Here is a 23,543-nt window from a genome sequence, read left to right as displayed (position 1 = left end):
TCGCTACAAGGAGGCACAAATTGGTGGCATAGTTACCCCAAAGTAACTTGCGCCCAGCCTTATGACACTCAATCAGCAAGCCCCTCTCTGCCCGGCCTATCAGGTTCTGCGGCTGATCTGCGGCAAATGGAAGCCCGCCATCCTGTTCTTGCTGCAACAGCAGCCACAGCGCTTCAGCTACCTAAAACGGCATCTACCCGGTGTCAGTCAAAAAGTGCTGACCGCTCAGCTAAAGGAGCTGGAGCAAGACGGCGTACTTACCCGTACTCTCTACCCTGAAGTGCCACCCAGAGTCGACTATCGTCTCAGCGCGCTTGGAATGGCACTGTTGCCGCTGCTGGAGCAGATGCACCTTTTTGCCGAGCAAAACGCCGACTTGCTGACGGGAGAGCCCCAATGAAACCTGTGCCCTGGTTCGATGGTTTGAAGCGCTGGCATTTTGCCTTGGCCACAGTTTTATTGTTCGGTATTGAAGTATTGATAGCCCGCTACGCCCCGCCCGGCTTCATCCGCGGGTTTATCGGCGATCTGCTGGTAGTGATATTGATGTTTTTCGCCCTTAAAACCGTGAGCCCCTGGGCAAGTCGGCTGCTGCTTCCCTTGGTACTGGCATTTGCCTTCGCCATAGAGTTTGGCCAGGCCTTTGGCTTAGTGGATAAGCTGGGACTGGGCCATATTCGCCTGGCACGAATCGTTATCGGCAGCCACTTCGACTGGCTGGATCTGCTTGCATACAGCCTGGGTTGTTTGCTGTTACTCCCGGGTTCCATGGCGCTGTCTTTTCCGGGAAGAGCCAAGATCAAGGGGCCCGGGGATAATCCCCAAAATGAAGATCGCTCTCGACGCTCGGCGTCAGGCTGAGTCTGGCGTAGGAGATCTGCTGCCACTTACGCCGCAGCGCCGGCAGAGAGCCATCGGCCTCCAGTGCCTCAATGGCCAGATTGAAACGCTCGAGCAAGGTTTCATCAACCGAGACCTTGCTCAACATCAGATGGATCCCGTCCTGCGCCAACACAGGTTGCAGCGCCTCCAACCGCAGTTTTTCCTGCTCACCGGCAATAAAAGGTACTGAGAGAGAGTCACCCACTACTGCATCGCCCCTGTCGTAGGCCAACATCTGTACCGCCTGGGAAGCGTTGGGGCTGATGATTAACAGCGAAGCCTGACTCAAACGCTGCTTGGATGCCTGATAGTCGGCGCCATACCAACCGTTACCGGGCAGAATAAGCCTGAGCCTTTGCGAGAACACGTCCTGCCATTGCCGCACCTGGGTGACGGCTTGGTGCCCCTGTTTGACGAAGATACGCACCTCTTCACTTCGATAAGCCAGGCTGAAGTGAGCATAAAGCTGCCGCTGTGGCAATTTGGTGGCCCCGGCAAGCAGATCAATACGGCCGGATTTCAACATCTGATGTGCCCGCTTGGCCGGTATCGCCTCTATACTCAGCGGACACCCCACCTTGCCGCTGATCAAACGGCTGGCCTCAATGTCCAGTCCCTGCGGCTGGCCAAAAGCGTCTGTCCAGGCGTAAGGAGGCCAATCATTGTAGGCCAGTGTCAGGCCTTGCTGGCACTCTTTAGCCCATGTCGGGAGGGCAAACAGCAACAACAGCAGACAACACAGACAGCGCACGCAGACCCCCTTCGGACAATCCAAGCACTTGAGTCGGTCCAAGCCTTTGAGCCGAACAGTGACGACCGTAGATACAAGTGATGACCATAGATACATAGGTTTGAGTCAGCACCTATGCAATGGGCATGTAGCACTTATGCTGCAACTCATGTTTCAAGTATAGGCGCAAGATGACAGGGAGCAGGTTGGCACCTGCCCCCGGGGATTTGACGGTTCAAAAATAGCGGTTTAAAGGTTACGGCTCAAAATAAGCTTAACCTTGTAACGCCCGTTAGCGGGTCAGGCGGTTTATCAACGCCTGATGCTCAGGGAAACGCTCAAGCAGTTCATCACGGTCGAACAGCTTGAAGTCATCGAAGGTAAAGCCTGGTGCCACCATACAACCTACCAGCGAATAACCTGGATTATTCATTGCCGAACCAAAAATAGTGCCTTTGGGCACCAAGACCTGTGGCCGCTCACCTTTGGCCAAGTCCATCCCGAGTTGCGCCTCGGTCAGCTCACCCTGCTCGGAGAGCATATAGATGGTCAGCGACTCACCGCTGTGGAAATACCACATCTCATCGGCCGTCAGTTGATGCAGGTGGGACACTTCCCCCGTCTTGAGCATAAAGTAGATACTGGTCCACAGGTTACGGCTGTCATCATAGCGGCTGTCCGAGACGAATGAACGACCGAAATACCCGCCCTCAACATGGGGCTCAAGCTCGAGTGCCTGGATAACATCATCGGCGGTCAACATAAAAACTCCTGTTATTAAAATGAGGGCAGGCTCCCTGCCCCGTGATGGATTGAAACTGACTGGCTTCCCGATAACTCTTTTGAAGTTAAGCTCAGTCTTTAGCCTCAGTGATTCTCTTTGGCTTCGAGACTCTGCTCGAGACGCTCAAGCAAGGCTTGCCAGCGCTCGCTCTGCTCCTTATTAAGCGCTTGCGCATTCTCGGGCGCCGTATCCTGATGGATAAAGGACTGCTGCTTCAGTTGCAACTGGGCCGCCTCTTCCACCAGGGCCGATTCGTTTGGGCTCAAGATCTTGGCCAAGGTATCCGGCAGCGTCAGTTGATAATCTGCGGCTATGCCTCGTACCAGCACTGCCGCCTGCTCAAGTTCACCGACTTCGATGGCACTTGTCAGCAGATCCAAACGGCCGTCGATATCCCTTGGCAACGCAGCCAGAGCTTGTTGCTGCCTGGGGGCCATTCTCGCTCTTTGCTGCACAGTGTCCTCTGCCACGGCGCGATTCTTTGCAGCACTTTCTTGAGGAGGCATATCCTGTTGCTGAACAGCTTGTTCCTGAGGTGCCGCTCGCTTGGCGGTCATGGGCTGCGGCGGCGCCATAGGTTGCAGCCTGGCGGGCTGCGCCGCATGTTCAGCGCTATCTGCCTGCGGGCTGATTTCCAGACTGGCCGGAGCACTAAGCTGCGGCGGCGATGAGTTTCGCAGTTCGGGATTAAGAATAAACAGCCCTGCCACCAGCATCACAGAAGCCGCGGCGGATAGGCCATATCTGTGCTTTTGCCAGAAACCGGGCGCCGGACGGATCACCTCTGGTGCTTGGCGGCAGTTGTCCCTCGCCTGCTGCAGAATTTGCTGATCCAAGGCCTGGGGCGGCTGCTCGACAGCACCTTCACGATAGAGCGCATCTATCTGCGACTCTGACGTGGCAGCATCATCGCGTTTGTTCTCTGTCATTCAATGCTCTCCTGGGTCTTGCGCCCCAAACAGTCACGCAGGCTCTGATAGGCATAACGTATCCGGCTCTTGGTGGCCTCCAGCGTCACCCCGGCCACTTCGCTGATCAGTTGCGCCGTCAGCCCGGACTCCTGATTCAGCAAGAAGGCTTCCTTCTGCACTTGGGGCAAGAGGCCGATGCACTCCTTGAGCCAGGCGACCTGACGATTTCGCAGCAGCTCGCTATCCGGCTCGGCGGTTTGTGGACCCAGCAGATTGGCCTGCGCATCGGGCTCATCCTCATCTATGCTGAGACTGTCGACCGGTTTAACCGCCCGCACATGGTCAATCAGCAGGTTGTGGGCTATCCGGTACAACCAGGTGGTAAACTTGGCACTGGGTTGATAACTCTGCGCCGCCTTGATCACCCGGCTCCAGGTTTCCTGATACAAGTCTTCAGCCAAGGTCATATCGCTTAACTGGCGGACAAAATACCGGTAGAGTCCGCCCTTGTGTTTAAGATAGAGGCGCTCAAAGGCTTGAGCATCTCCGGCGGCATAAGCCAGCATCCAGGTCTCATCCTCTCCATTTGGCATTCCCGTTTGCCTTTGCTGTTCCAAATTTTCTCTCCCCTGGCCGGGCCTATATATTGGCTATTGGGATGAGAGTTTGCCCCCACGCCATTGGACTGTAAACCCCAATGGCGTGACTCTGGGTCTCAGTTTTGCCTATGCCCCTATTCCAGCGGCTTAAATCCGGAGGCCGGCATAAGTTCAAGCATGGGTTCGGACATAGGTTCGGCGCTGAGTTTATCTGCCACGGTTTTGCGTCCGGGTTTAAGCGCGCCTTGCTCGGCCAAGAGTGCGGCGCTGCGAGCCAGGCTGACAAACTCATGTCGATAACCGTATGGGTCCTCGCCCTTGGCCGAATCGGCAAGCTCGGCGACCTGACGCCAGTCAAAGTCATGCAGATACACTGAGCCGTTAAGCAGTTGCCCAAGCCCGGCTACCGCCGCGGCAAAGCGCAGATCATCACTGGCGAGCGCAAGCGACTTTTGGGCCGAGTCCAGGCGAATGGCATGAGTATAAAGCTGACTCTTGCTGTCTTTGCTGCTGTCACTCAAGGGTGGTTTAGCTCGCAGTTTCAGATAGCCAAGCTCTTCACGGCTATATTTTTCCTTGCCGCTGACAGGGTCGCGACCATAGCGCAATGCATCGTTGGCCAGATTATTTGAATCCGTAAGGCTGAGCTCATACAGGGCCGTCACCACATGCCCTGCGCCCATTTCGGCGGCGTCGACCTTATCGTTGTTGAAATCCTCCCGCTTGAGGGCGCGGTTTTCATAGCCGATGAGGCGATACTCGGCCACCAGCGCCGGGTTGAACTCAAGCTGCACTTTGACATCCGACGCTATGGTCAGCAGGGTGCCGCTACGCTGCTCCACCAGGATTTTGCGGGCCTCGTTCAGGGTATCGATATAAGCGTATTGGCCATTACCCTTATCCGCCAACTGCTCCAACATGCTGTCGCGGTAGTTGCCTAGGCCAAACCCCAGAGTCGTCAGGCCAATCCCATGCTGCTTTTGTTGTTCAACCAGCGCCAGCAGCTCCTGCCTGCTGGTCAGGCCCACATTGAAGTCGCCGTCGGTGGCCAGCAGAACTCGATTTACCCCGCCACTGATAAAGTGCTTGCGGGCCAAACGGTAAGCTGTTTGGATGCCTTCACCGCCGTTGGTGCCACCGGCGGCCTTAAGCTCAGCCAAAGCGGCGTCTAAGCTCTCGCTATCGGCGCCATTGATACCGTCCAGTACTACGCCGGCCTCACCGGCGTAGACGACTATCGACACCTTGTCCTGCGAGGTGAGCGTATCGCTGAGCATTTTGATGGCCGATTTCAGCAGCGGCAACTTGTCCTGCGATGACATGGAGCCGGAAACATCCAGCAAGAACACCAGGTTGGCGGCGCCTATCTGACTGGCCGGCACTTCATAGCCCTTAAGCCCGATACGCAGCAGCATCTTGCCTTCATTGTAAGGTGACGGTGCCAGCTCAGTACTGACGGAGAAAGGCTCGCCTTTGTCCGGCTGTGGGTAGTTGTAGTCGAAATAGTTAATCAACTCCTCGACTCTCACTGTGCCTTTGGGGGGCAATATTCCCAGGTTGATACTGCGCCGCATCAGGCTGTAACTGCCGCTGTCCACGTCGACGGAAAAGGTCGATAACGGCGTTTCGCCCGCCACCATGATGCCGTTGGCGATATACACCTCCGAGCCATTGGCAAGCACTGTGGCGCTGGGATAATTCACATCCGCCAGAGTCAATTCAGAGGGCACGCTCAAGCTTCTTGGCTGGACACTCGGCTTGTACAAAGCCCGCGGCGATGCAGCAGCGCTGACGGCTAACTTCTGGGCTTGCGCATGGGTGACAGCGTTCGCCATATCCTGCCCGGGGTCTTTGCTTGGCAGTACCTCTGTTTCAACCTCAGGGAATTGAGCCTCGCTCGCTTGATTGGCGACCTTGGGTGGCTCATGGGACTGCAGTGGCTGGCAAGCGGCCAACCCCAAACTGCCAACTAAGATGGCCAACAGGCTAAGATGATAGCGGCGCCCGGCAATGGCGGCGCTTTGATTTATCCTCATCTTCCCTTTCTGATTTACCTTGCACTTGCCAGGCAACATTATCGCCTTCATAACACTTCTCCTTATTCGGCTGTTGTTATTGCAAACGGGCAGCAGAAGCAAAAGGGTTATTGAGTCCCCAACAAATCTTGCAAATAAGCCAAAGCGCCGTTGGATGATGGCGGAGAAACACCAAGCGACCAAGACAGAGAAAAAGAGATGGGGAAACGTGAGAAGCACAACCGCCTCGACCAAACACACTTTTGGCTCAAAAAAAAGCTTAAAATTTAGCTTTTGAGTCACGCATCACACAAGGCGAGTTTGCAGAAGCCTAAAATAGCGGCTCTTTTTCCCGGCCTTTAGCCGGTTTGATTTTCTGGAGCCCTGTCGACGTGCCTCACATAAGCAATTTCAGAACCCAACTCTTTTCTTTGCGCCTGGGCCATGCCCTGCGTGAAGTCATCGCCAAGGAAGGCTATAGTGGAAAGCACTTTGGCCAGGATCTGATGGCCGGGGTCACTGTGGGGATTATCGCCATTCCATTGGCCATGGCATTGGCTATCGCCAGTGGCGTAGCCCCTCAATATGGTCTCTACACCGCTATCATAGCCGGCTTTATCATCGCCATCACCGGCGGCTCACGCTACTCAATCTCTGGCCCGACCGCCGCCTTTGTGGTGCTGCTCTATCCCATAGCCCAGGAGTTTGGCCTCGCCGGCCTGTTGATGGCGGGGATGATGTCAGGCGTTATCCTGATAGCCATGGCGCTGCTGCGCCTTGGTCGCCTGATCCAATATATTCCCCAGTCGGTGACGCTGGGCTTTACCGCCGGGATAGGTGTGGTCATCGCAGTTTTGCAGCTGAAAGATTTTTTCGGTCTGCCCATAGACAGCATGCCGGAGCAGTTCGGTGAAAAACTGCAGGTGCTGGCACTGGCGCTGCCACAAACCGATTTTCCCAGCTTAGTGGTGGCATTGGTCACTCTGGCTGTCATGCTGCTGTGGCCAAAACTGAAATTGCCGGTGCCGGCGCATCTGCCGGCCATCATTGTCGGCAGTCTACTGGCTTTGCTGCTCGGCAATTTGGGGCAAGAAGTAGAAACCATAGGCAGCCGCTTCCATTATCTGTTGCCAGATGGTAGCCAGGGCAATGGTATTCCCCCCTTCCTGCCGAGCTTTGAGTGGCCTTGGTTGCAACCTGGGCCGGATGGCGAACCTCTGGGGCTTTCCTGGCAGATGGTAAAAGCGCTGGCTCCGGCTGCCTTTGCCATCGCCATGTTGGGCGCCATCGAATCCCTGCTTTGCGCCGTAGTGCTTGATGGCATGACTGGCAAGCGTCACAGCGCCAACAGCGAATTGCTTGGCCAGGGGATAGGTAATATAGTAGCCCCATTCTTTGGCGGTATCACGGCTACAGCTGCCATTGCCCGCAGTGCGGCCAACGTCAAGGCCGGTGCCTTTAGCCCGGTATCGGCGATTATCCACTCCCTGGTGGTACTCCTGGGGCTGGTGGCACTGGCCGGCTTACTGTCCTTCCTGCCGATGGCTGCCATGGCGGCCTTGCTGCTGGTTGTAGCCTGGAACATGAGCGAAGCCCCCAAGGCCTGGCAACTGCTGAAAACCGCGCCGCGCAGCGATATCTGGGTATTCTTAAGCTGTTTTTTCCTGACTGTGGTGTTCGACATGGTGATCGCCATCTCCTTCGGGATCATGCTGGCGGCCCTGCTGTTTATGAAAGAGATCGCCGAGATGACCCGTCTCTACGATATCAGCAACAATAAGCGCTACATCGACCGGCCACTACCGGACGACTGGGTAGTACTGAAGATCAACGGGCCACTGTTTTTTGCCGCCGCTGAGCGCATTTTCGCTGAAATCGCGCAGATGACCCAGGATAAGCAAGTCATAGTGCTCTATATGGATGGAGTGTCCATTCTCGATGCCGGTGGTATGGCCGCGTTGAATAAATTGATACGCAAATGCCAGAGCAACAATACCCGTCTGCTGGTTGCCGATCTGCAGTTCCAGCCCATTAGAACACTGGCCAAGGCCAAGGTTCAGCCTATCGAAGGTGTGCTCAAGTTCTATCCCACCTTGAGAGAGCTGATTGAAGAGCAGGTACCACAGATAACCGTCGATTCCACGGCACCGGACTCAAGCGCTACCGCCAAGGAGAAACCCGCCCAATAATTTGGCAACGCCGAGCTCTTTTTCTGCCTGCGCCCGGAGTTATCCGGGCGCTTGTTTATCCCGTCAGCAGTTTCAATCACAACTGACTGACACAACTGTAAGAAATTGGCTATCCCCCCACTAAAGTTAATCTGCTAGTATGCGCGCTGATGAAAAGGGCGCTGATTAAAAAGCACAGGATAAAAAAGGCGCAATATTGAATTGCCGCCATACATTGCAAAGGACTGGGGATGCAAGCCAAACAAACAAAGCTCTGTAACCTGTTGAAGCTGGGTGCCGGGCTGGGACTGCTCTGCATGAGCCAATTGGCGCAGGCTGATGAGGGTAAAACGGAAGCGGAGATCCGCTGGCAGGCGTTGAGCCCGATAGCCAACCTGTATCTGAGTCACGCCAATGCGGAAGACTTTATCGCCAGGGGGGATGAAGAAAAAAACCGCTACGACAACTACGCTGGCGCCCTCGCCTATTACCTGATGGCCACAGAGCGCGATAGCAGCAATATCTGGGCGCCCTATCAAGCCGCCGGTACTCTGGCAATGTTGGAACTTAAAGACCAGGCAATCGAAATGCTGCAGTTGGCCGACAGCCGCGGCCTGTGGCAACAGATAATGCTTGAGGAAGACGACGAACTTGCCGGCATAAAGGACTCGGATGAATACCGCGCCGTGTTGGATAAGGTTAAACGCCGTTATCCTCAGCATGCAAAAGATGCCGGTACAGCTTATATCTACCGCCCTCAGGGGGCTGCCCCTGAAGGTGGCTGGCCTGTGCTGGTCTGGTTATCCGGCTATGGCACAGAAGGCAGTGACAGCGCCCATATGGCCAAACTGCTGACAAGTGAACGGGCAATATTTATCGGGATCAACGGCACGGAAAAACTCAATGAGCACAGCTTCCGCTGGGCCAGAACCGAAACCGAGTCCAGTCATCAGGCAGTGCAGCAGGCTTTGGCCAAGGCGGCAAAGAACAGCCCTGTCAACAAGCAGAAAGTGGCACTGATGGGCTTTTCCCAGGGTGCCCTTCACAGCGCTCACCTGCTGGCCAAACACCCGAATGATTATGTCGGCGCCCTGCTGCTGTCTGCAGGCGGTATGCAAACCGAAATCAAGGCTTCGGCGCCCGCCGGTAAGCGACTGGTTATCTCATACGGCGAACAGGAGCACAGCAGTAATCTGGCGCTGGATAAACAGCTGGAACAATTTTTTAGCCCGGGTAATCAACTGCAGGTCAAACCGCATCAGGGAGGGCATTTCTTTGATGATGCCTGGCAGCAGAAATACCCGGATTATGTCAATTTCGTATTGGAACTCAATTAAGGAAGATTAGATGGAACTGAAAAGTGCCTCAGGTTTTAAATCCTATTTTACCCCCAAGCGCATTCTGATTGGGGTGGGCGTTTTGGCGGCCCTGGGTATTGCCCAAAGCTCAGTATTGATGACTGATGCCGGTTACACCTATGTGCATCAGAACAATGTTACCGGCTCTTTGGATGTGTTCACCGAGCCCGGCATCCACTTTCGCATGCCGTTTCTGTCGAAAATAACCCGCTATGATCAGGTCGTTACCGTCTCCTTTGGCAACAACCAGGGCGAGGTATTCTACCAACGTCTGCCGGCGCTGCAGGTACGTTTTGCCGATACCTACACAGGCCAGGTACCGGCCACTTTCCGCTTCAAGCTGTCTTATGATCCCGAGCAGCTCAAGACGATGCATCGGGAGTTTCGCTCCAACGACAACCTGATTGACACCATGTTGATCAAGAACGCCCGCAACGTCACTGTGATCACCTCGACCCAATATACCGGCGAGGAGTTTTTCCAGGGCGGCCTCAATCAGTTCAAGGCACAATTGTCAGATCAGCTCAGCAACGGTATCTACACCACTGAGCGGCGCCAGGTTGAAGTCGAGCAGGTGGATCTGGTGCCGGTTGGCTTCGATCAGGAAGATTCCAACAAGCTGCAAGCCACCAAACAATTGGTGTGGAAGACAGTACCTATTACCGACAAGAGCGGTAATCCGGTACGTCAGGATAACCCGCTCAAACATTATGGCATCACGGTCACCCAGGTCACTATCGGCGATCCCAAGCCGGAAGATCAGCTTGACAAGCTATTGACTGATAAGAAAAAACTGGTTGCCGAGCGGATCCGCACCATTCAGGAGCAGGAAACCTCCAAGGCCCAGGCCAAGACAGAGCAGCTGCGCAAAGAGATCCAGCGTACCCGCGAAGTACAGGATGCCCAACGTGCCAAGGAGCTGGCGGTTATTGCCCAGCAAAAAGAGGTTGAAGTGGCGCGGCAAATCGCCGAGCGTGAACTGGTGGAAGAACGCAAGAAGAAAGATATCGCCACCCTGAGCAAGGCCAAAGAGCTGGAAATCGCCCAGGCCAACCTGGAGATCCAGAAAGCCAACTCGGCCTCGGCCATGTTTGAGGCCAAGGCGATCCGTGAAAAAGGGATCGCCGAAGCCGACGTACTGGCGGCGAAATACAAGGCCCTGGGTGCCCATGAGAAGGTGTATCTGGCCGAGCTGAACCGGGATGTGGCCAACTCCCTGTATCAGAACCTGCCCAACTTCAAGGTGGATATGCCGAAGAACTATATCAACGGCAGTGGCGGCAACGGCATGACCTCCAATTTGGACGTGATCACCGGCTTGTCGGCGTTGGGGATGATGGAAAAAAGCACCGCCCTTGGCAGCAAAGCATCCGCCAAATAACGAGCTGGTTAGAAGGTAAATTGAAGGGAGGCTTAGCCTCCCTTTTTATTCGCCTTCATTTCAGGTCATACTGATATGCCCAACCGCAAGGAGGCCTTATGTCTAAGCATTCATCCCTTTCACTGCGCCCGCTGCGCCGCTCTATCTCGCTTGCAGCGGCTCTCTCGACGGCGGCTTTGCTGACAGCTACTGTGAGTGGCTCTGCACTGGCTGAAAATTCAGCGCCATCGGTACTGAAGGATATCCGCCTGCCCCAGGGCTTTGAGATAGAAGTCTATCTGGATAATGTCGCCAATGCCCGCCAGATGGCGCTTGGCAGCCAGGGCACACTCTTTATCGGCAGTCGCGGCGAAGGTAAAGTCTATGCGGCAATAGATACAGATGCCGATGGCCGCCACGACAAGGTCAAAGTGATCGCCTCTGGGCTCAATATGCCTTCCGGGCTAGCCTTTCGGGACCAGACTCTCTATGTGGGCGCCGTGAGCCAAATTCTCGCCTTTGACAATATCGAGCAGCAGCTGAGCCAGAGTGCTTCCCCGAGTTATCGAATCTTTTATGATGACTTACCTTCAGATAAGCATCACGGCTGGAAATACCTCAAGTTTGCCGCCGACGGTCGCCTGTATATACCCATAGGCGCGCCTTGCAATACCTGTGATGCCGGCAGCGACTACAGCAAAATAATCAGCCTGGACCTCCAAAGCAAACAACCAAGGCTCGAAGCCGCCGGTGTGCGCAACAGTGTCGGTTTCGACTTCGACCCTGTCAGTGGCCAGCTGTGGTTTACCGACAATGGCCGCGACATGATGGGAGACGATATGCCAGCCGATGAACTCAATCATTTGAGTCAGCGCGGCCAACATTTTGGTTATCCCTACGTTCATCAAGGGGATACCCTGGATCCTGAATTCGGCAAAGGTAAGCAGCCTGCCGATTTCAGCCCTCCTGAAGTCAAGCTGGGCGCCCATGTAGCGGCGCTGGGGATGACCTTCTATCGCGGCGACAGCTTCCCCAAGGCCTATCACGGCGGCATTTTTATTGCCGAGCACGGCTCCTGGAACCGGTCCAGCAAGGTGGGATATCGAGTGCGTTTCGTGCCGTTAAAACAGGGCAAGGCCGGTGAACCTCAGGTGTTTGCCGAAGGCTGGCTCAAGGGCGAAACCGTATCCGGACGCCCCGCCGATGTGCTGCAGTTACCGGATGGTTCCTTGCTGATAGCCGATGATGCCCAAGGCCGCCTCTATCGCATCTTTTACTCGGGCTGATTTTTGTCCGAAACACAGTGTTCAAGGGCAGCGCGCGCCGTCCTGTCATGATATTATCTGCAGCCATTATCGCCCGGCCTTGGGAACAACGCCGGGTTAAGGAAGCTGCGAACCACGCCTTGCATCCAGGTCTGTAAGCCAACGCAGAGCACGCATGGGACTGGTTTGCACCTTCCGTTACTGTACCCGACCTGGAAACAGGCAAAATATTATAAATAAAATCAGTAGTTAAGGAGTTATCATGCAAGCCCTCGTTGCTGTTGTAATGGGTTCCAAGAGTGATTGGCCCACCATGGAAGCGGCCGCAGAGATCATGGATTATCTCAAGGTGCCCTACCATGTCGAAGTGGTTTCGGCCCATAGAACCCCAGACAAATTGATGGAATTTGCCGCATCAGCAGCAGACAAAGGATACAAGGTCATCATAGGCGGTGCCGGCGGCGCCGCTCACCTGCCGGGTATGATAGCTTCCAAGACCCGCTTGCCTGTACTGGGCGTGCCGGTACAAAGCAAGGCTCTCAGCGGCATGGACAGCCTGTTGTCGATAGTGCAGATGCCCAAGGGTATTGCCGTGGGAACGCTGGCCATAGGTACAGCCGGGGCATTCAACGCCGGGCTACTGGCCTGCCAGATGCTGGCAACTCAAGACTCTCAACTGGCCGAGCGCCTTGAAGCCTTCCGCGAAGCTCAGACCCGCGCGGTACTCGATAATCCGGATCCGAGGGAAGACTGAGATGGCTGACAAGAGAGTTTGGGTACTGGGCGATGGCCAACTGGGTGCCATGTTGCGTCATGCCGGCCAACCGCTGGCCATAGATGTCCGCCCCGTGGATATCATGGCACCAAGCGATGAAAAGTTGCCGCTGACAGACACAGATATTATTACCGCCGAGCGTGAGCAGTGGCCGGAGTCCCCTCTGAGCCTGCAGTTGTCGCAGCACTGTCATTTCATCAATGGCCCGGTATTTGGCCGCCTCGCCGACAGATACACCCAAAAATCCCTGCTGGATCAGCTCAAGGTGGCCACTGCGCCTTGGGAACTGCTGGACGATAACACCCAAGCTAATGATCTTTATCACAAATACGGTGAAAGAGTTCTACTGAAACGCCGCACCGGCGGCTATGATGGCAAGGGTCAGCACTGGCTGAAACAAGCCGAGTCGACCACTATCCCGGCCGATTGGCGCAATCAAGCGATTGCCGAACAGGCGATCCCCTTCGATGAAGAGGTGTCTCTGGTTGGGGTTCGCAGCCGCAGCGGCGAGTGCTTCTTTTATCCCTTGACACTCAATCTGCATCAGGATGGCATTCTGATGGCATCAATAGCCCCCCTGGCGCGTCTGCAGCCACTGCAGGCCGAGGCCGAGACTATGCTCAGCAGCATAATGCATGAGCTTGAGTATGTGGGGGTGATGGCGATGGAATGTTTCCGGGTGGGCGATCACCTGCTGGTCAATGAGCTGGCGCCCAGAGTGCACAACTCAGGGCACTGGACTCAGGCAGGCACCCATATGGATCAGTTCCAGTTGCACCTGCGGGCCCTGTGCGATTTGCCACTGATGACGCCTCAGGTTAACTTCCAATGTGTGATGGTCAACCTGATAGGCATAGATAAGGACGACCGTTGGCTGAGCCTGGCCAATGCCGAGCTATTCTGGTACGACAAAGAGGTGCGCCCCGGCCGCAAGGTAGGCCACCTGAACCTGTCGGTACTGGATAAAAACGCGTTGGCCGACAGCATTGCCAGGCTTCAGCAGTGGATGCCGGCGCAATATCAGGCGCCACTTATGTGGATACTGGCGGAGTTTGGCTGACAAACGGGCGGGCCCCCTCGCCCGCCTCTGACCTTGATTCAAGGTATAACTTTAGGATTCTCAGGATTTGTTGGATCAGAACGGACTCAGAAAGCAGAAGATAGACACATTGGATCTGCGCTATCATCTGCTGCTTCTGTTACTGCCTCTGCTGCTGATAGCCTTACTGTTCTGGGTCACCAGCCCGGCCGGTGAGCTTCCCTGGCTGCAGTGGGGTGGGGTTTCTATCATCTATTTCCTGGCCTACAGCCTGGGTTATTTTGTCCATCAAGGGCGCTTGGGCCGACTGTGGCAACACCTGGAGCAGGTGCTGGGGATCAACGAAGCCACCTTCGAATTAGTGCATCTTTCCAGTCAATACGAAACCGAACACGCCTTTCTCAACGCCCTGCTCGGTAAGGCAGTCGCCATGGTTGATGGCGCCGAAATGGGCTCCATCATACTGGTGGAACCCGGCAGCAATAAGCTGCATTTTGAATCTGCACTCGGGCTGGATCTGGCCAAGCTGCAACAGCTGAATATGACCCTGGAGCAGTCTTTCGAATACAGGTTGACCGATGGCCGCTGCAACCGGGTAGTCGTGGTCAACGATATGCGCAAAATCAACGCCCAGAGTAGCCTGAGCGCCGAAGATCAGGCCCTGCTGCTGAGTGCCGCCAGCATTCCCATTCGGGCCACCCTGTCCAGCCCAATCCATATCGATGGTCAGCTCTATGCCATGCTCAACCTAGACAGCTCACTGCTGGCCTGTTTCAGCACCTATGACAGGGATCTGGTGGCTATTTTGACCCGTGAAGCTGCCAATGCCATTGCCCTGTATCAAAAGTCCCGCCAGATCCACCAGTTGGCTAATTTTGACTGCCTGACCGGACTGGCCAATCGCAAGTATTTTGAAGAACAGGCGCAAAAATGGCAGCCCAAGACCAAGCTGGAAAGCATGCTGGTGCTGCTGGATATGGATAACCTGAAAAAGATCAACGACAACCTGGGGCACGGTGCCGGTGACTTTGCCCTCAAGCGTCTGGCAACCGAGCTGAAACGCAGCTGCCCGCCACCGGCCCTGGTGAGCCGATTTGGCGGCGACGAATTTGTGCTGCTCTGCTACGGCAGTGAAAGCTGGCTCAGAGAACGTTTACAGCAGGCCGAGGCCAGGCTTGCAGCCGATGAGGTTGCCGTTTATTTCAGTGCCGGCATCGCGCCTTTCAACGGCGATATGGAGTACAGCCTGAAACTGGCAGACAGCCAGATGTACCGGCAGAAAAGAGCCCGCAAGGGTGGGCACGAATAAAGAAACCTGGCTCCCAATGACGGGATTGCTGCAGTAGGTGACAAGGAGAACCGATGCACAAACAGCTCATAATTATGGCGGCGCTGGCCGCAAGCACTCTACCCGTGCTGCAACAGGCGCAGGCGGCACAAAACCTCTCTTCCTTAATGGTGGAAGTTCGCCAGCAGGATGGTATCCCCCATTATTACAATCTGGCCAGTGGTATGCCCCTCAATGGTGAAATATCCATCGTCCGGGACAATCAAGGCTATACCCTGGCGGAGTTCTCCCAGGGCGTGCCCCATGGGCGCTGGCAGGTATTTCACTCCAACAATGCCAAATTGATTGAGGGCCAATATTTCCAGGGCTATCAAAATGGCAGTTGGCGCATGTATGACATCAGCGGCCAGATGACCGAATTGCAGGTGTTCAACAAGGGCGTGCCGGAAGGGGAATGGCAAACCTTCGACACTAAAGGCCGTCTCAGTGAAAGCGTCTTCTACCGCGACGGTAACAAAGAGCAGGTCAAGCGTTTCTACGCCAGTGGTAAACTCAAGGCCAGCGAAACCTATACCGACAACCTGCGCCATGGTCAGTGGCAGAGCTTCTATGAAAACGGCACCCTGGCCCAAAGCCAGCAATACGCCAACAACCAACTGTCAGGCGACTATCTGGAGCAAAACGCCCAGGGGGTAATCAAGGTCAAGGGCAAATTCGATGCCAATGGCCAACGTCAGGGCGTCTGGCAGAGCTTTTTTGATGATGGCAGCAAAGAGAGTGAGATAAGCTTCAGTGCCGGCGAGCGGGACGGCGAAAGCCTGAAATATCACCCAAGCGGCGAACTGGCAGTCAAATGTGCTTACCGCGCGGGTAAGCGCCAGGGCCAATGTCAGACGTTTGACGACAAAGGGATACTGCTGGGCAATGAGCATTTCAGTGACGGCGAAAGAGATGGCACCCAGGAGTACTTCAACAGTGAAGGCAAGCTGGTCATAGAACAGCACTACAAAAACGGCCTGCAAACCGGTGTACAGAAGCGTTTTCACCCCAATGGCCAGTTGGCTGAGCTGGAAACCTTCCACGACAGCCAATTGAGTGACAACGGTCAATATCCCCGCCATGGCAAGTATGAGCGTTTCGATATCGACGGCAAGCCACTGGAGAAGTCCCAGTTTGCCATGGGCCTGCTGGATGGTTTGCATCAGCGTTTCAGCGCCGGTGTTTTACAAGAGTCCAGCCAATGGCAGCAGGGTGAGCGTCACGGCGACTTTATCCGTTACTTCCCGAACGGTAAAAAACGCAGCCTGAACCAATACCAGCACGACAAGCAAACCGGAAAATCCATCCGCTACTTTGAAGATGGCACTGTGCAGGAGCAGGGCGATGTCATTGAAGGCAAGTGGGTCGGCAAATATGAGAGCTTCTACGACAATGGCAAGCCCAGGGAGTTGGCCCACTATGCCAAAGACAAGGCCGCCAAGGATTATCGTTATCCGCTCGATGGTGCCTTCAAGCGCTGGTACGCCAACGGCGATCCCAATGAGGAAGGCGCATATCTCAACGGCGACAAGGACGGGCTCTGGATTCAGTATCGCGAAGGGGTCAAGAGCCGGGAGCAGACCTTTGTCAAAGGCAAACTCAATGGCAAATATGCCGAGTATTACCATGGCCGCCGCCGGGTTACTGGGGAATACCTGGACAATAAGAAGACAGGTACCTGGATAGACTACCGCTACGAAGAGGACGATCCTACCTTCGGCACCATCCCAGAAGGCAATATCAGGATCAAGAGCCTGTGGCAACAGGGTAAGTTACATGGTGCACGCGAGCACTACAGCTTCAAGGGCATCCTTTATCGCAAGGAAACCTATGACAATGGCGATAAGACCGGCAGCTATAGCGAATACTATGTCGACAATGGGCAGCAGAAACTGGCCGGTGAGTTGTTAAAAGGGGCCAAAACCGGCCAGTGGCAAAGCTGGTTTGAAGATGGCATGCTCGCCGCCAGTCAAGAATTCAAGGACGATGTACTGCACGGCAAATCTGAGCAGTACTACAGTAACGGCCAGTTAAAACAGCAGGCCAACTACTGGCAGGGAAAACTCGATGGCAAACTGAGCCAGTACTTCCAAAATGGCAAACCACAGAGCCATGAGCAGTGGGTCAAGGGCCAGAAAGAGGGTGAAGCCAGTTACTTCCACAACAACGGCAAGCTGGCCGAGAAAGGCACCTTCCTCAGGGACAGAAAAGAGGGGCTGTGGCAGACTTTCTGGACCAATGGCGAGAAGCGTACCGAAGGCAGCTATATCAGCAATCGTGAATCCGGCGACTGGAACTTCTACGACCAGTTCGGCAAGCTGATAAAGACAGAACACCACGGCTGATAAAACGGCTGGCTCATCTGTAGAGAACCCAAAAAGCGCACCTTAAGGGTGCGCTTTTACCGAGGAACAGCTTAGTTTCCCCTTCCCTAGCCAAAGAACAAACGCCAGAGCCAAGAGGCGTCCAGGTCTTCCTTGCACTGATTATATTGCGCCGCATAACGGCGGGAACGATTGTCCACCTTGTCGGCCACCCTTACCAACCAGGCCTTGCTGCGGTAACTGCCGCGTTTGTAGCCGCCCCAGCCTTCGTGATAATTGAGATACTGGTTGCGGGCATCCCACTTGGACACACCATTGATCTTATGGCTCTTGTAGATAAACCAGCCCATAAAATCCATTGCATCATCAAAATCGCTGCGACTGGCCCAGCTGTTGCCGGTCTCACGCACATAATCATCCCAGGTCATGGTCTTGGCCTGGGCATAACCATAAGCATCACTGGCGCGTCCTATGGGAATGATCCACAAGAAATACTCCATAGGTGGCGCCGCATTATGCTTGAAGGAGCTCTCCTGATACATCATGGCCAAGGGCACATGCACGGGAACGCCCCACTTTTCACGGGCATCCTTGGCAGCGTTGTACCAAGATCTGTGCTCTTTGAAGATGGAACAGATATTGTCGGGCTCTTTGGGAGGTGAAGTGGCGCAGCCACCCAAAAACAGGGAGGCGGAAACAGCAAGCGCCGGGGCAAATTTGGATAGAAACTGTCGCTTCACGAAAATCTCACGGCTTTCAAAGGCCAGGCCTTTGGTTGAACTTGGACTCAGTGTCGCCCGAGTCAAACATCAAATGCAACCTGAGCCTCTGAAAAAGTGAGCTTTATTGCGGCTCCGGCAGCTCGCATTCATGAACTTCCTGCTGCCAGACCACAGGTTCCCAGTAACCGGTATCCTTGCCGGTATAGCGCCTGTCGGTATTGAACTTGGCCGCCAGGTGATAACGTTGCCCGGCTTCCACCAGCAACTTCAGCTCCTTGGGCGTGCGGGCCGACAATCGCACTTTGAGCTCAGGTGAATCTATCAGCTCAGAGACGGTAAAGCTGTGTTCACCCGGTGGCAACTGATAGTTGGGTTTGGAAATCACGGGTTGGCCATCGAGATGGGTGACCACCAAGCGATAAAACTGCTGCTCCCGATCCGGCTCCAGATAACCTGAAACCGTACCACATTCGCGCCCGGGCTCGGGAGCACTGGCGCAGGCCGATAGCAACAGGGCTGCGGCCGAGATTAACAACAAAGACTTCACTGACTGACTGCTTCCTTGGCTGGTTCATCGGCAAAGTACTGAACCAGAAAATCATCAAAATTCAAACGATCAGCGGCTTCCATCTGCAACTGACTCTCGATTGAGGCCTGGGCTTCGGCTTCAAAGGAAGCCAGCGCTGCGGCACTCAGCGGATAATTCAGCAGCTGCTGCTGATACTCTTTCGCCAATGCCATCACCCAGGCGCCGTGATCCAGCCCCTTGTCTGCCAGAGTCTTCATCACCTGCCCTGACAGCGTCTCATTCGGGTCGATAACGGCTTGATGCCACTTGGCCAGTGCCAGCTGATACTGGTCATCATCCTTTCCATCGAGCAGCGTGGCCAACTGCTGCAGCTCGGCAAACAGTGCCAGCATCCACTGCTCACGCGCCACAGGCTCGCCATTTTGGCTCAGCATTAAGCCGGGCTTACGCCCTTCCAACACCACGGCCTTGAGGTTGGCAGCTATCTCCTGCTCACCTGTGCTATCGGTCGTCGCCGATGGACTCAACAAACAATGAAGCAGGAACAGATCCAGGAAGCGCACCTGAGAGGCCTCTATGCCTATGGCACTGAAGGGGTTTACATCCAACGCCCGCACTTCGATATATTCCACCCCGGCGCGTGCCAGTGCCTCGGAAGGCTTTTCACCGCTGCGGGTCACACGCTTGGCGCGAATGGGGGCATAAAACTCATTTTCTATCTGCAACACATTGGCGTTGAGCTGGCGATATTCGCCATCAACCTTCACCCCTATGTTGGCAAAGTTGTCCGAAGGCAACTTGATGGCGGCGCGGATCCCCTTGAGATAATCCGCCAGCGAGTTATAGCTGATACTGAGCCGCTCCTGCTCCTTGTTGGTGTAACCCAGGTCACTCATTCTCAGTGAGGTGGCCCAAGGCAGATACAGGGTGCCGCGGCCCATCTTTTCAAAATCCAGTTCTGTCTGCTGCTCTTTGATGAAAGAGCCGCACAGCGCCGGTGAAGCGCCAAACAGATAAGGCAACACCCACACCAAGCGGCGGTAGTTGCGGATAAGGCCAAAGTAGCGCTCCGAGATAAAGTCACAGCGGGAAACCGACTTGTCGCTCTGGGCATAGAGCAGATCCCAAAGCTCGTCAGAAACCGAGAAGTTAAAGTGCACTCCTGAGATGATCTGCATCAAAGCGCCGTATCTGTAGGTCAGGCCCTTGCGATAGAGGGTCTTCATCCGCCCTGAGTTGGAGCTGCCGTATTGGGCGATGGGAATATCCTTCTCGTCGCCAACATAACAAGGCATGCTCACGGGCCAAAGCTTTTGTCCTTTAAGCTGATTGAGGGTAAAGGCATGAGTCTCGGTGAGACCGGTCAGCAGCTCATCTATGCTGTGGGTAACAGGCGTTATGAACTCGAGCAACGCCTCACTGTAATCGGTAGTGATCCTCGAGTGGGTCAGGGCCGAGCCCAAGGTTTTGGGATGACCATCCATAGCCAGGTGCCCGCTGGCATCAATTCTCAAGGCTTCTCGCTCAATCCCACGGCGCATATCCTTGAGTGCGGCGCGTCCTTCGGCTCCTTTGAGCATTGCGACAGATTCGGTAAATGACTTCAAATTCTTTTTCTCTGCTTGGCGGCCTAGGCCTTTATCTGGCCAATAGACCCGGGCATACCTGCTCCGCTTTCATCTCTTGGTGATTCATCACCAAAAGGCACAGGACTGCTCTGTGTGACTGCTGCCCAAAATAAAGCCTAAGCGGCCTTTCAGGCAAGTGTAATTTAAAAGAGACAGGCGGTGATGCTCCTTGAAGCATCACCGCCTTGCATAGTGGCAAGCGAGTCGTAACCCGCCGCGGTTAAGATCAATATGGGGTCAAAGTGGCCGTTTTACAAGGGCAGATTGATCACTGAATAACCCATTGCCTTAATCCCGGGCTCGATAAGATTTTTATCCCCGACCACCAATATTTGCATGCTGGCAGGATCCAACCACTCTTTAGCCAGTTCATTTAGCGTATCAATACTGGTTTGGTTGATAATCTCATCCTGACGGGCAGTAAAATCATCGCTCAGACCGTACTTCTGGATCATTCGGATAAAGCCGGCCTTTTGGTAAGGCGTTTCATAATCCAGTGCTTTACCCTGCGAAATTGAGGCCCGCATAAAGCTAAGCTCTTGTGTCGTCATCCCCTTATCATGATAAGCCTTGAGCTCCTTGATAAACTCGGCCAGCGCCTTGGCGGTGACATCACTGCGAACGCTGGCGCCCGCCTTGAAGTACCCCTGCTCAATACCACCACTGAAGAAGCTGCGGGCACCATAGGTGTAGCCCTTGTCTTCCCTGAGATTAAGGTTGATGCGGCTGTTGAAGGCGCCGCCCAAGGGATAGTTCATCAGGTAAGCCTTGAAGAAGTCGCCCGTGGCATCGTAAGGCAGGGCGCGCTTGCCTATGCTGATAACCGACTGGGCCGCTCCCGGCTTATCGATAAGGAACACCACACCGGGTTTACCCTCGGGCATCTCACCCAAGGTCGGCAGAGACACAGCCTGGCCGCCCCAAGGCTCCAATCCTTTTAGCTTGCCGATTAGCTGATCGCGGGGCAGATCGGTTACCGCCACCAGTTGGGCGTTGCCGGCGCGATACTGCTCCTTATAGAAAGCCTTGATATCATCGAGCGTCAGTTGGCTGACACTCTCAAGCGTACCGTTATCATTGACACCGAGACTGGTTTGGCTGCCAAACAGCAACTTGCTGAAACCCTCTTCGGCCAGATAGTTGGGATCCGAGGCCAGATGTTGCAGGCTTTGCAACTGCTGCTGTTTTACCCGCTCGAAATCGGTTTCCTTGAAGCCTGGCTCAAACAGCCTTTCTTCGACTATTGCCAGGGTCTTATCCAGGTTTTCGGTCAAGGCCGAGATCCGGATGCTGCTTTGATAGCCGCTGCTGTCGAACACCACGGAAGATCCCAGCAGCTCCAGCGCCTGGGCTAGTTCTTCACTGCTGCGTTTGGCGCTGGACTCATTGAGCATGGCCGCCGTCAAACCGGCGAGCCCGGCCTTTTCCACCGGCACCAGTCTGTGACCGCCGTTGAGGTAGATGACCAGCTCGGTAGTAGGCGTTTCATGGCTTTCAGTGCCCATGACACTGATACCGTTGTTCAGTTGGGCAGACCAAAGCTTGGGCACCTGCATGGAGGGCGCCTTGCCGGCAGCGGGGATCTTACTGCGATCGAAACTGCTGTTGGCACTTACGACCTGCTGCAACCCGGCAACGGCGTTGGCGGCAACCCTTGGTTCAGGCGGGGTAAAGTTATCGGCCTTGGCCACCAGCGCCTTGGCGCCCATGGGCACAACGCTCATCACTACGCTGGGCTTATCCTTGATGTAGCGCTTGAATACCCGCATCACATCTTCTTTGGTCACAGCATCATAGCGGGCCAAATCTTTGGCTATCTGATTGGGATCACCGGCGAATGTCTGGTTATAGGCCAAGTTGGACACCTTGCCCGAGACACTCTGCAGCGAGAAGATACTGTCTGCGCGGAACTGCACCTTGACCTTCTGCAGATCTTCATCTGTGACGCCCCGCTGTTCAAATTCGGCGATCGATTCGCGGATCTTGGCCTCTATCGGCGCCAGTGCTCCGCCCTTGGCCGGATTGGCCAAGGCGTAGATAGACATTTGACAGGCCAGCTCCTGGCAAGGATGACTGACCCCGGCCTGCACCGCATAACCATCTTTCACCAGATTCTTGTAAACCAGCGAGGTCTTGCCGCCGCCGAGAATATTGGCCAGCAGATCCAGCGCGGCCTCATCCTGATGACGGGCGTAAACGGTTGGGAAAGCAATACGGATGAGTGGCAGATGGACATTGTCTTCCATCGAGATATAGCGGCTCTTGTCCAGCGTTACCAGAGGTTTGGCATCGGTCGCCACCTCAGGCCCCTTGGGAATATCGCCAAAGTACTTGCTGACCCAGGCCAGCGTCTGCGCGGTATCGATATCACCGCCTATGGTCAGGGTGGCATTGTTGGGGCCGTACCAGCGTTGGAAGAAGTGTCTTACATCATCGGGCGTGGCACGGTCGAGATCCTCGGGCCAACCTATCACAGGCCAGGAATAAGGATGACCGGCGGGATAAAACGCCTGATTGAAACGTTCATTCATCCGCCCATAAGGACGGTTATCGATGCGCTGGGCCCGTTCGTTTTTCACGGTTTCCCGCTGCACTTCAAATTTCTTGTCGGTCAGGGCCGGAAGCAGATAACCCATGCGGTCCGACTCCAACCAAAGCATTTTTTCCAACTGATTACTGGGAACGGTTTCGAAATAGTTGGTGCGATCAGTGTTGGTGGTGCCATTCAAGGTGCCGCCGGCTTCGGTGACTATCTTGAAATGCTGTTCATCGGCCACATGCTCGGAGCCCTGGAACATCATGTGTTCAAACAGATGGGCAAAACCACTGCGCCCCGCCTGCTCTCTGGCCGAGCCCACATGATAGGTTACATCCACATGCACCAGAGGATCAGAATTGTCCTGATGCAGTATCACTGTCAGGCCGTTGGCCAAGCGATACTTGCTGTAAGGGATACCGACTTCACCGGCCTTGGGGGTGACCGACTCGATGAGAGTCACGCCTGCCGGCAGTTGTACCGAGGAAACCTCAGCCAATCCTGTGTCGGTCTGCACTGAGCAACCCGCCAATGCGGCCGAAATTGCCGCCGCCAATAACCATTTCTTCAAAACGTTACTCCTTCAACCAG

19 protein-coding genes are annotated in these 23,543 nt (G+C 54.9%); 10 read left to right on the top strand and 9 right to left on the bottom strand.

Going from position 1 to position 23,543, the window contains the following annotated elements:
• Positions 1-61 precede the first annotated feature (61 nt).
• Together HCX89_RS05115 and HCX89_RS05110 are read left to right on the top strand one after the other, a co-directional pair.
• On the top strand, positions 62-400 hold the full coding sequence (locus HCX89_RS05115) for a helix-turn-helix domain-containing protein (protein WP_071239225.1): 339 nt from the start codon (positions 62-64) through the stop codon (positions 398-400).
• Entirely contained in the window at positions 397-861 is a 465-nt protein-coding gene (locus HCX89_RS05110; RefSeq protein ID WP_071239226.1) for a DUF2809 domain-containing protein, read from the top strand. Before HCX89_RS05115 ends, HCX89_RS05110 begins: the two co-directional genes overlap by 4 nt.
• Here HCX89_RS05110 and HCX89_RS05105 read toward each other — a convergent pair.
• From HCX89_RS05105 to HCX89_RS05085, 5 genes are all read right to left on the bottom strand, one after another.
• Positions 800-1,633 carry an ABC transporter substrate-binding protein gene (locus HCX89_RS05105; RefSeq protein WP_157824673.1) on the bottom strand — a complete coding sequence of 278 codons (834 nt, stop codon included), beginning with the start codon at positions 1,631-1,633 and terminating at the stop codon, positions 800-802. The genes HCX89_RS05110 and HCX89_RS05105 overlap by 62 nt on opposite strands.
• Before the next feature lie 271 nt (positions 1,634-1,904).
• Positions 1,905-2,375 carry a cupin domain-containing protein gene (locus HCX89_RS05100; protein WP_167715291.1) on the bottom strand — a complete coding sequence of 157 codons (471 nt, stop codon included), beginning with the start codon at positions 2,373-2,375 and terminating at the stop codon, positions 1,905-1,907.
• A 104-nt stretch (positions 2,376-2,479) separates the two neighbouring features.
• On the bottom strand, positions 2,480-3,325 hold the full coding sequence (locus HCX89_RS05095; protein ID WP_167715289.1) for a hypothetical protein: 846 nt from the start codon (positions 3,323-3,325) through the stop codon (positions 2,480-2,482).
• A complete protein-coding gene (locus tag HCX89_RS05090; protein ID WP_071239230.1) occupies positions 3,322-3,900 on the bottom strand; it encodes a sigma-70 family RNA polymerase sigma factor in 579 nt (192 codons plus the stop codon). Before HCX89_RS05090 ends, HCX89_RS05095 begins: the two co-directional genes overlap by 4 nt.
• A 140-nt stretch (positions 3,901-4,040) precedes the next feature.
• Positions 4,041-5,942: a VWA domain-containing protein gene (locus tag HCX89_RS05085; protein ID WP_167715287.1), complete on the bottom strand. Its 1,902-nt coding sequence runs from the start codon at positions 5,940-5,942 to the stop codon at positions 4,041-4,043.
• Between the two features lie 371 nt (positions 5,943-6,313).
• Here HCX89_RS05085 and dauA point away from each other — a divergent pair, with 371 nt between their 5' ends.
• The 8 genes from dauA (at position 6,314) to HCX89_RS05045 (ending at position 17,558) form a co-directional block, all read left to right on the top strand.
• Positions 6,314-8,110, top strand: coding sequence for a C4-dicarboxylic acid transporter DauA (gene dauA / locus HCX89_RS05080; protein ID WP_044734838.1), 1,797 nt, complete (start codon positions 6,314-6,316; stop codon positions 8,108-8,110).
• 230 nt (positions 8,111-8,340) lie between these two features.
• Positions 8,341-9,426, top strand: coding sequence for an alpha/beta hydrolase (locus tag HCX89_RS05075; RefSeq protein ID WP_167715285.1), 1,086 nt, complete (start codon positions 8,341-8,343; stop codon positions 9,424-9,426).
• Between the two features lie 10 nt (positions 9,427-9,436).
• On the top strand, positions 9,437-10,828 hold the full coding sequence (locus HCX89_RS05070) for an SPFH domain-containing protein (protein ID WP_167715283.1): 1,392 nt from the start codon (positions 9,437-9,439) through the stop codon (positions 10,826-10,828).
• Between the two features lie 98 nt (positions 10,829-10,926).
• Positions 10,927-12,093, top strand: a complete 1,167-nt coding sequence (locus HCX89_RS05065; RefSeq protein WP_167715280.1) for a sorbosone dehydrogenase family protein — start codon at positions 10,927-10,929, stop codon at positions 12,091-12,093.
• A gap of 241 nt (positions 12,094-12,334) precedes the next feature.
• Positions 12,335-12,826, top strand: a complete 492-nt coding sequence (purE, locus tag HCX89_RS05060; protein ID WP_028781534.1) for a 5-(carboxyamino)imidazole ribonucleotide mutase — start codon at positions 12,335-12,337, stop codon at positions 12,824-12,826.
• Position 12,827: 1 nt separating this feature from the next.
• The gene (gene purK / locus HCX89_RS05055) at positions 12,828-13,907 is read left to right on the top strand and encodes a 5-(carboxyamino)imidazole ribonucleotide synthase (protein WP_071239233.1); all 1,080 of its coding nucleotides are present in this window, start codon (positions 12,828-12,830) and stop codon (positions 13,905-13,907) included.
• A gap of 67 nt (positions 13,908-13,974) precedes the next feature.
• Positions 13,975-15,195 (top strand): sensor domain-containing diguanylate cyclase, encoded by a 1,221-nt coding sequence (locus tag HCX89_RS05050; RefSeq protein ID WP_045282616.1) that lies wholly within the window; start codon positions 13,975-13,977, stop codon positions 15,193-15,195.
• Positions 15,196-15,269: 74 nt separating this feature from the next.
• Positions 15,270-17,558 carry a toxin-antitoxin system YwqK family antitoxin gene (locus tag HCX89_RS05045; RefSeq protein WP_306440265.1) on the top strand — a complete coding sequence of 763 codons (2,289 nt, stop codon included), beginning with the start codon at positions 15,270-15,272 and terminating at the stop codon, positions 17,556-17,558.
• 86 nt (positions 17,559-17,644) lie between these two features.
• Here HCX89_RS05045 and HCX89_RS05040 read toward each other — a convergent pair whose 3' ends face one another.
• The 4 genes from HCX89_RS05040 to HCX89_RS05025 all read right to left on the bottom strand — a co-directional run bounded on the left by HCX89_RS05040 (position 17,645) and on the right by HCX89_RS05025 (position 23,523).
• Positions 17,645-18,277, bottom strand: a complete 633-nt coding sequence (locus HCX89_RS05040) for a hypothetical protein (protein ID WP_028781530.1) — start codon at positions 18,275-18,277, stop codon at positions 17,645-17,647.
• A gap of 103 nt (positions 18,278-18,380) precedes the next feature.
• Complete coding sequence (locus HCX89_RS05035; protein ID WP_044734843.1) at positions 18,381-18,806, bottom strand: hypothetical protein; 426 nt, start codon at positions 18,804-18,806, stop codon at positions 18,381-18,383.
• Entirely contained in the window at positions 18,803-20,368 is a 1,566-nt protein-coding gene (gene gshA, locus HCX89_RS05030) for a glutamate--cysteine ligase (RefSeq protein ID WP_167715422.1), read from the bottom strand. Before gshA ends, HCX89_RS05035 begins: the two co-directional genes overlap by 4 nt.
• A gap of 299 nt (positions 20,369-20,667) precedes the next feature.
• Complete coding sequence (locus tag HCX89_RS05025) at positions 20,668-23,523, bottom strand: pitrilysin family protein (RefSeq protein WP_167715278.1); 2,856 nt, start codon at positions 23,521-23,523, stop codon at positions 20,668-20,670.
• Positions 23,524-23,543: the final 20 nt, after the last annotated feature.

It is taken from the genome of Shewanella sp. Iso12 (assembly GCF_012030025.1).
Classification (GTDB): Bacteria; Pseudomonadota; Gammaproteobacteria; order Enterobacterales; family Shewanellaceae; genus Shewanella; species Shewanella algae.
Note: the sequence above shows the minus strand (reverse complement) of the source record. Positions and strands in the feature narration are given on the sequence as shown.

Excerpts from the sequence above, each read along its gene's own strand:
- HCX89_RS05115 (WP_071239225.1), top strand. The coding sequence starts at position 62 with ATGACACTCAATCAGCAAGCCCCTCTCTGCCCGGCCTATCAGGTTCTG.
- HCX89_RS05110 (WP_071239226.1), top strand. The coding sequence starts at position 397 with ATGAAACCTGTGCCCTGGTTCGATGGTTTGAAGCGCTGGCATTTTGCC.
- HCX89_RS05100 (WP_167715291.1), bottom strand. The coding sequence starts at position 2,375 with ATGTTGACCGCCGATGATGTTATCCAGGCACTCGAGCTTGAGCCCCAT.
- HCX89_RS05095 (WP_167715289.1), bottom strand. The coding sequence starts at position 3,325 with ATGACAGAGAACAAACGCGATGATGCTGCCACGTCAGAGTCGCAGATA.
- HCX89_RS05090 (WP_071239230.1), bottom strand. The coding sequence starts at position 3,900 with ATGCCAAATGGAGAGGATGAGACCTGGATGCTGGCTTATGCCGCCGGA.
- HCX89_RS05085 (WP_167715287.1), bottom strand. The coding sequence starts at position 5,942 with ATGAGGATAAATCAAAGCGCCGCCATTGCCGGGCGCCGCTATCATCTT.
- HCX89_RS05075 (WP_167715285.1), top strand. The coding sequence starts at position 8,341 with ATGCAAGCCAAACAAACAAAGCTCTGTAACCTGTTGAAGCTGGGTGCC.
- HCX89_RS05070 (WP_167715283.1), top strand. The coding sequence starts at position 9,437 with ATGGAACTGAAAAGTGCCTCAGGTTTTAAATCCTATTTTACCCCCAAG.
- HCX89_RS05065 (WP_167715280.1), top strand. The coding sequence starts at position 10,927 with ATGTCTAAGCATTCATCCCTTTCACTGCGCCCGCTGCGCCGCTCTATC.
- purE (WP_028781534.1), top strand. The coding sequence starts at position 12,335 with ATGCAAGCCCTCGTTGCTGTTGTAATGGGTTCCAAGAGTGATTGGCCC.
- purK (WP_071239233.1), top strand. The coding sequence starts at position 12,828 with ATGGCTGACAAGAGAGTTTGGGTACTGGGCGATGGCCAACTGGGTGCC.
- HCX89_RS05045 (WP_306440265.1), top strand. The coding sequence starts at position 15,270 with ATGGCGGCGCTGGCCGCAAGCACTCTACCCGTGCTGCAACAGGCGCAG.
- gshA (WP_167715422.1), bottom strand. The coding sequence starts at position 20,368 with ATGCTCAAAGGAGCCGAAGGACGCGCCGCACTCAAGGATATGCGCCGT.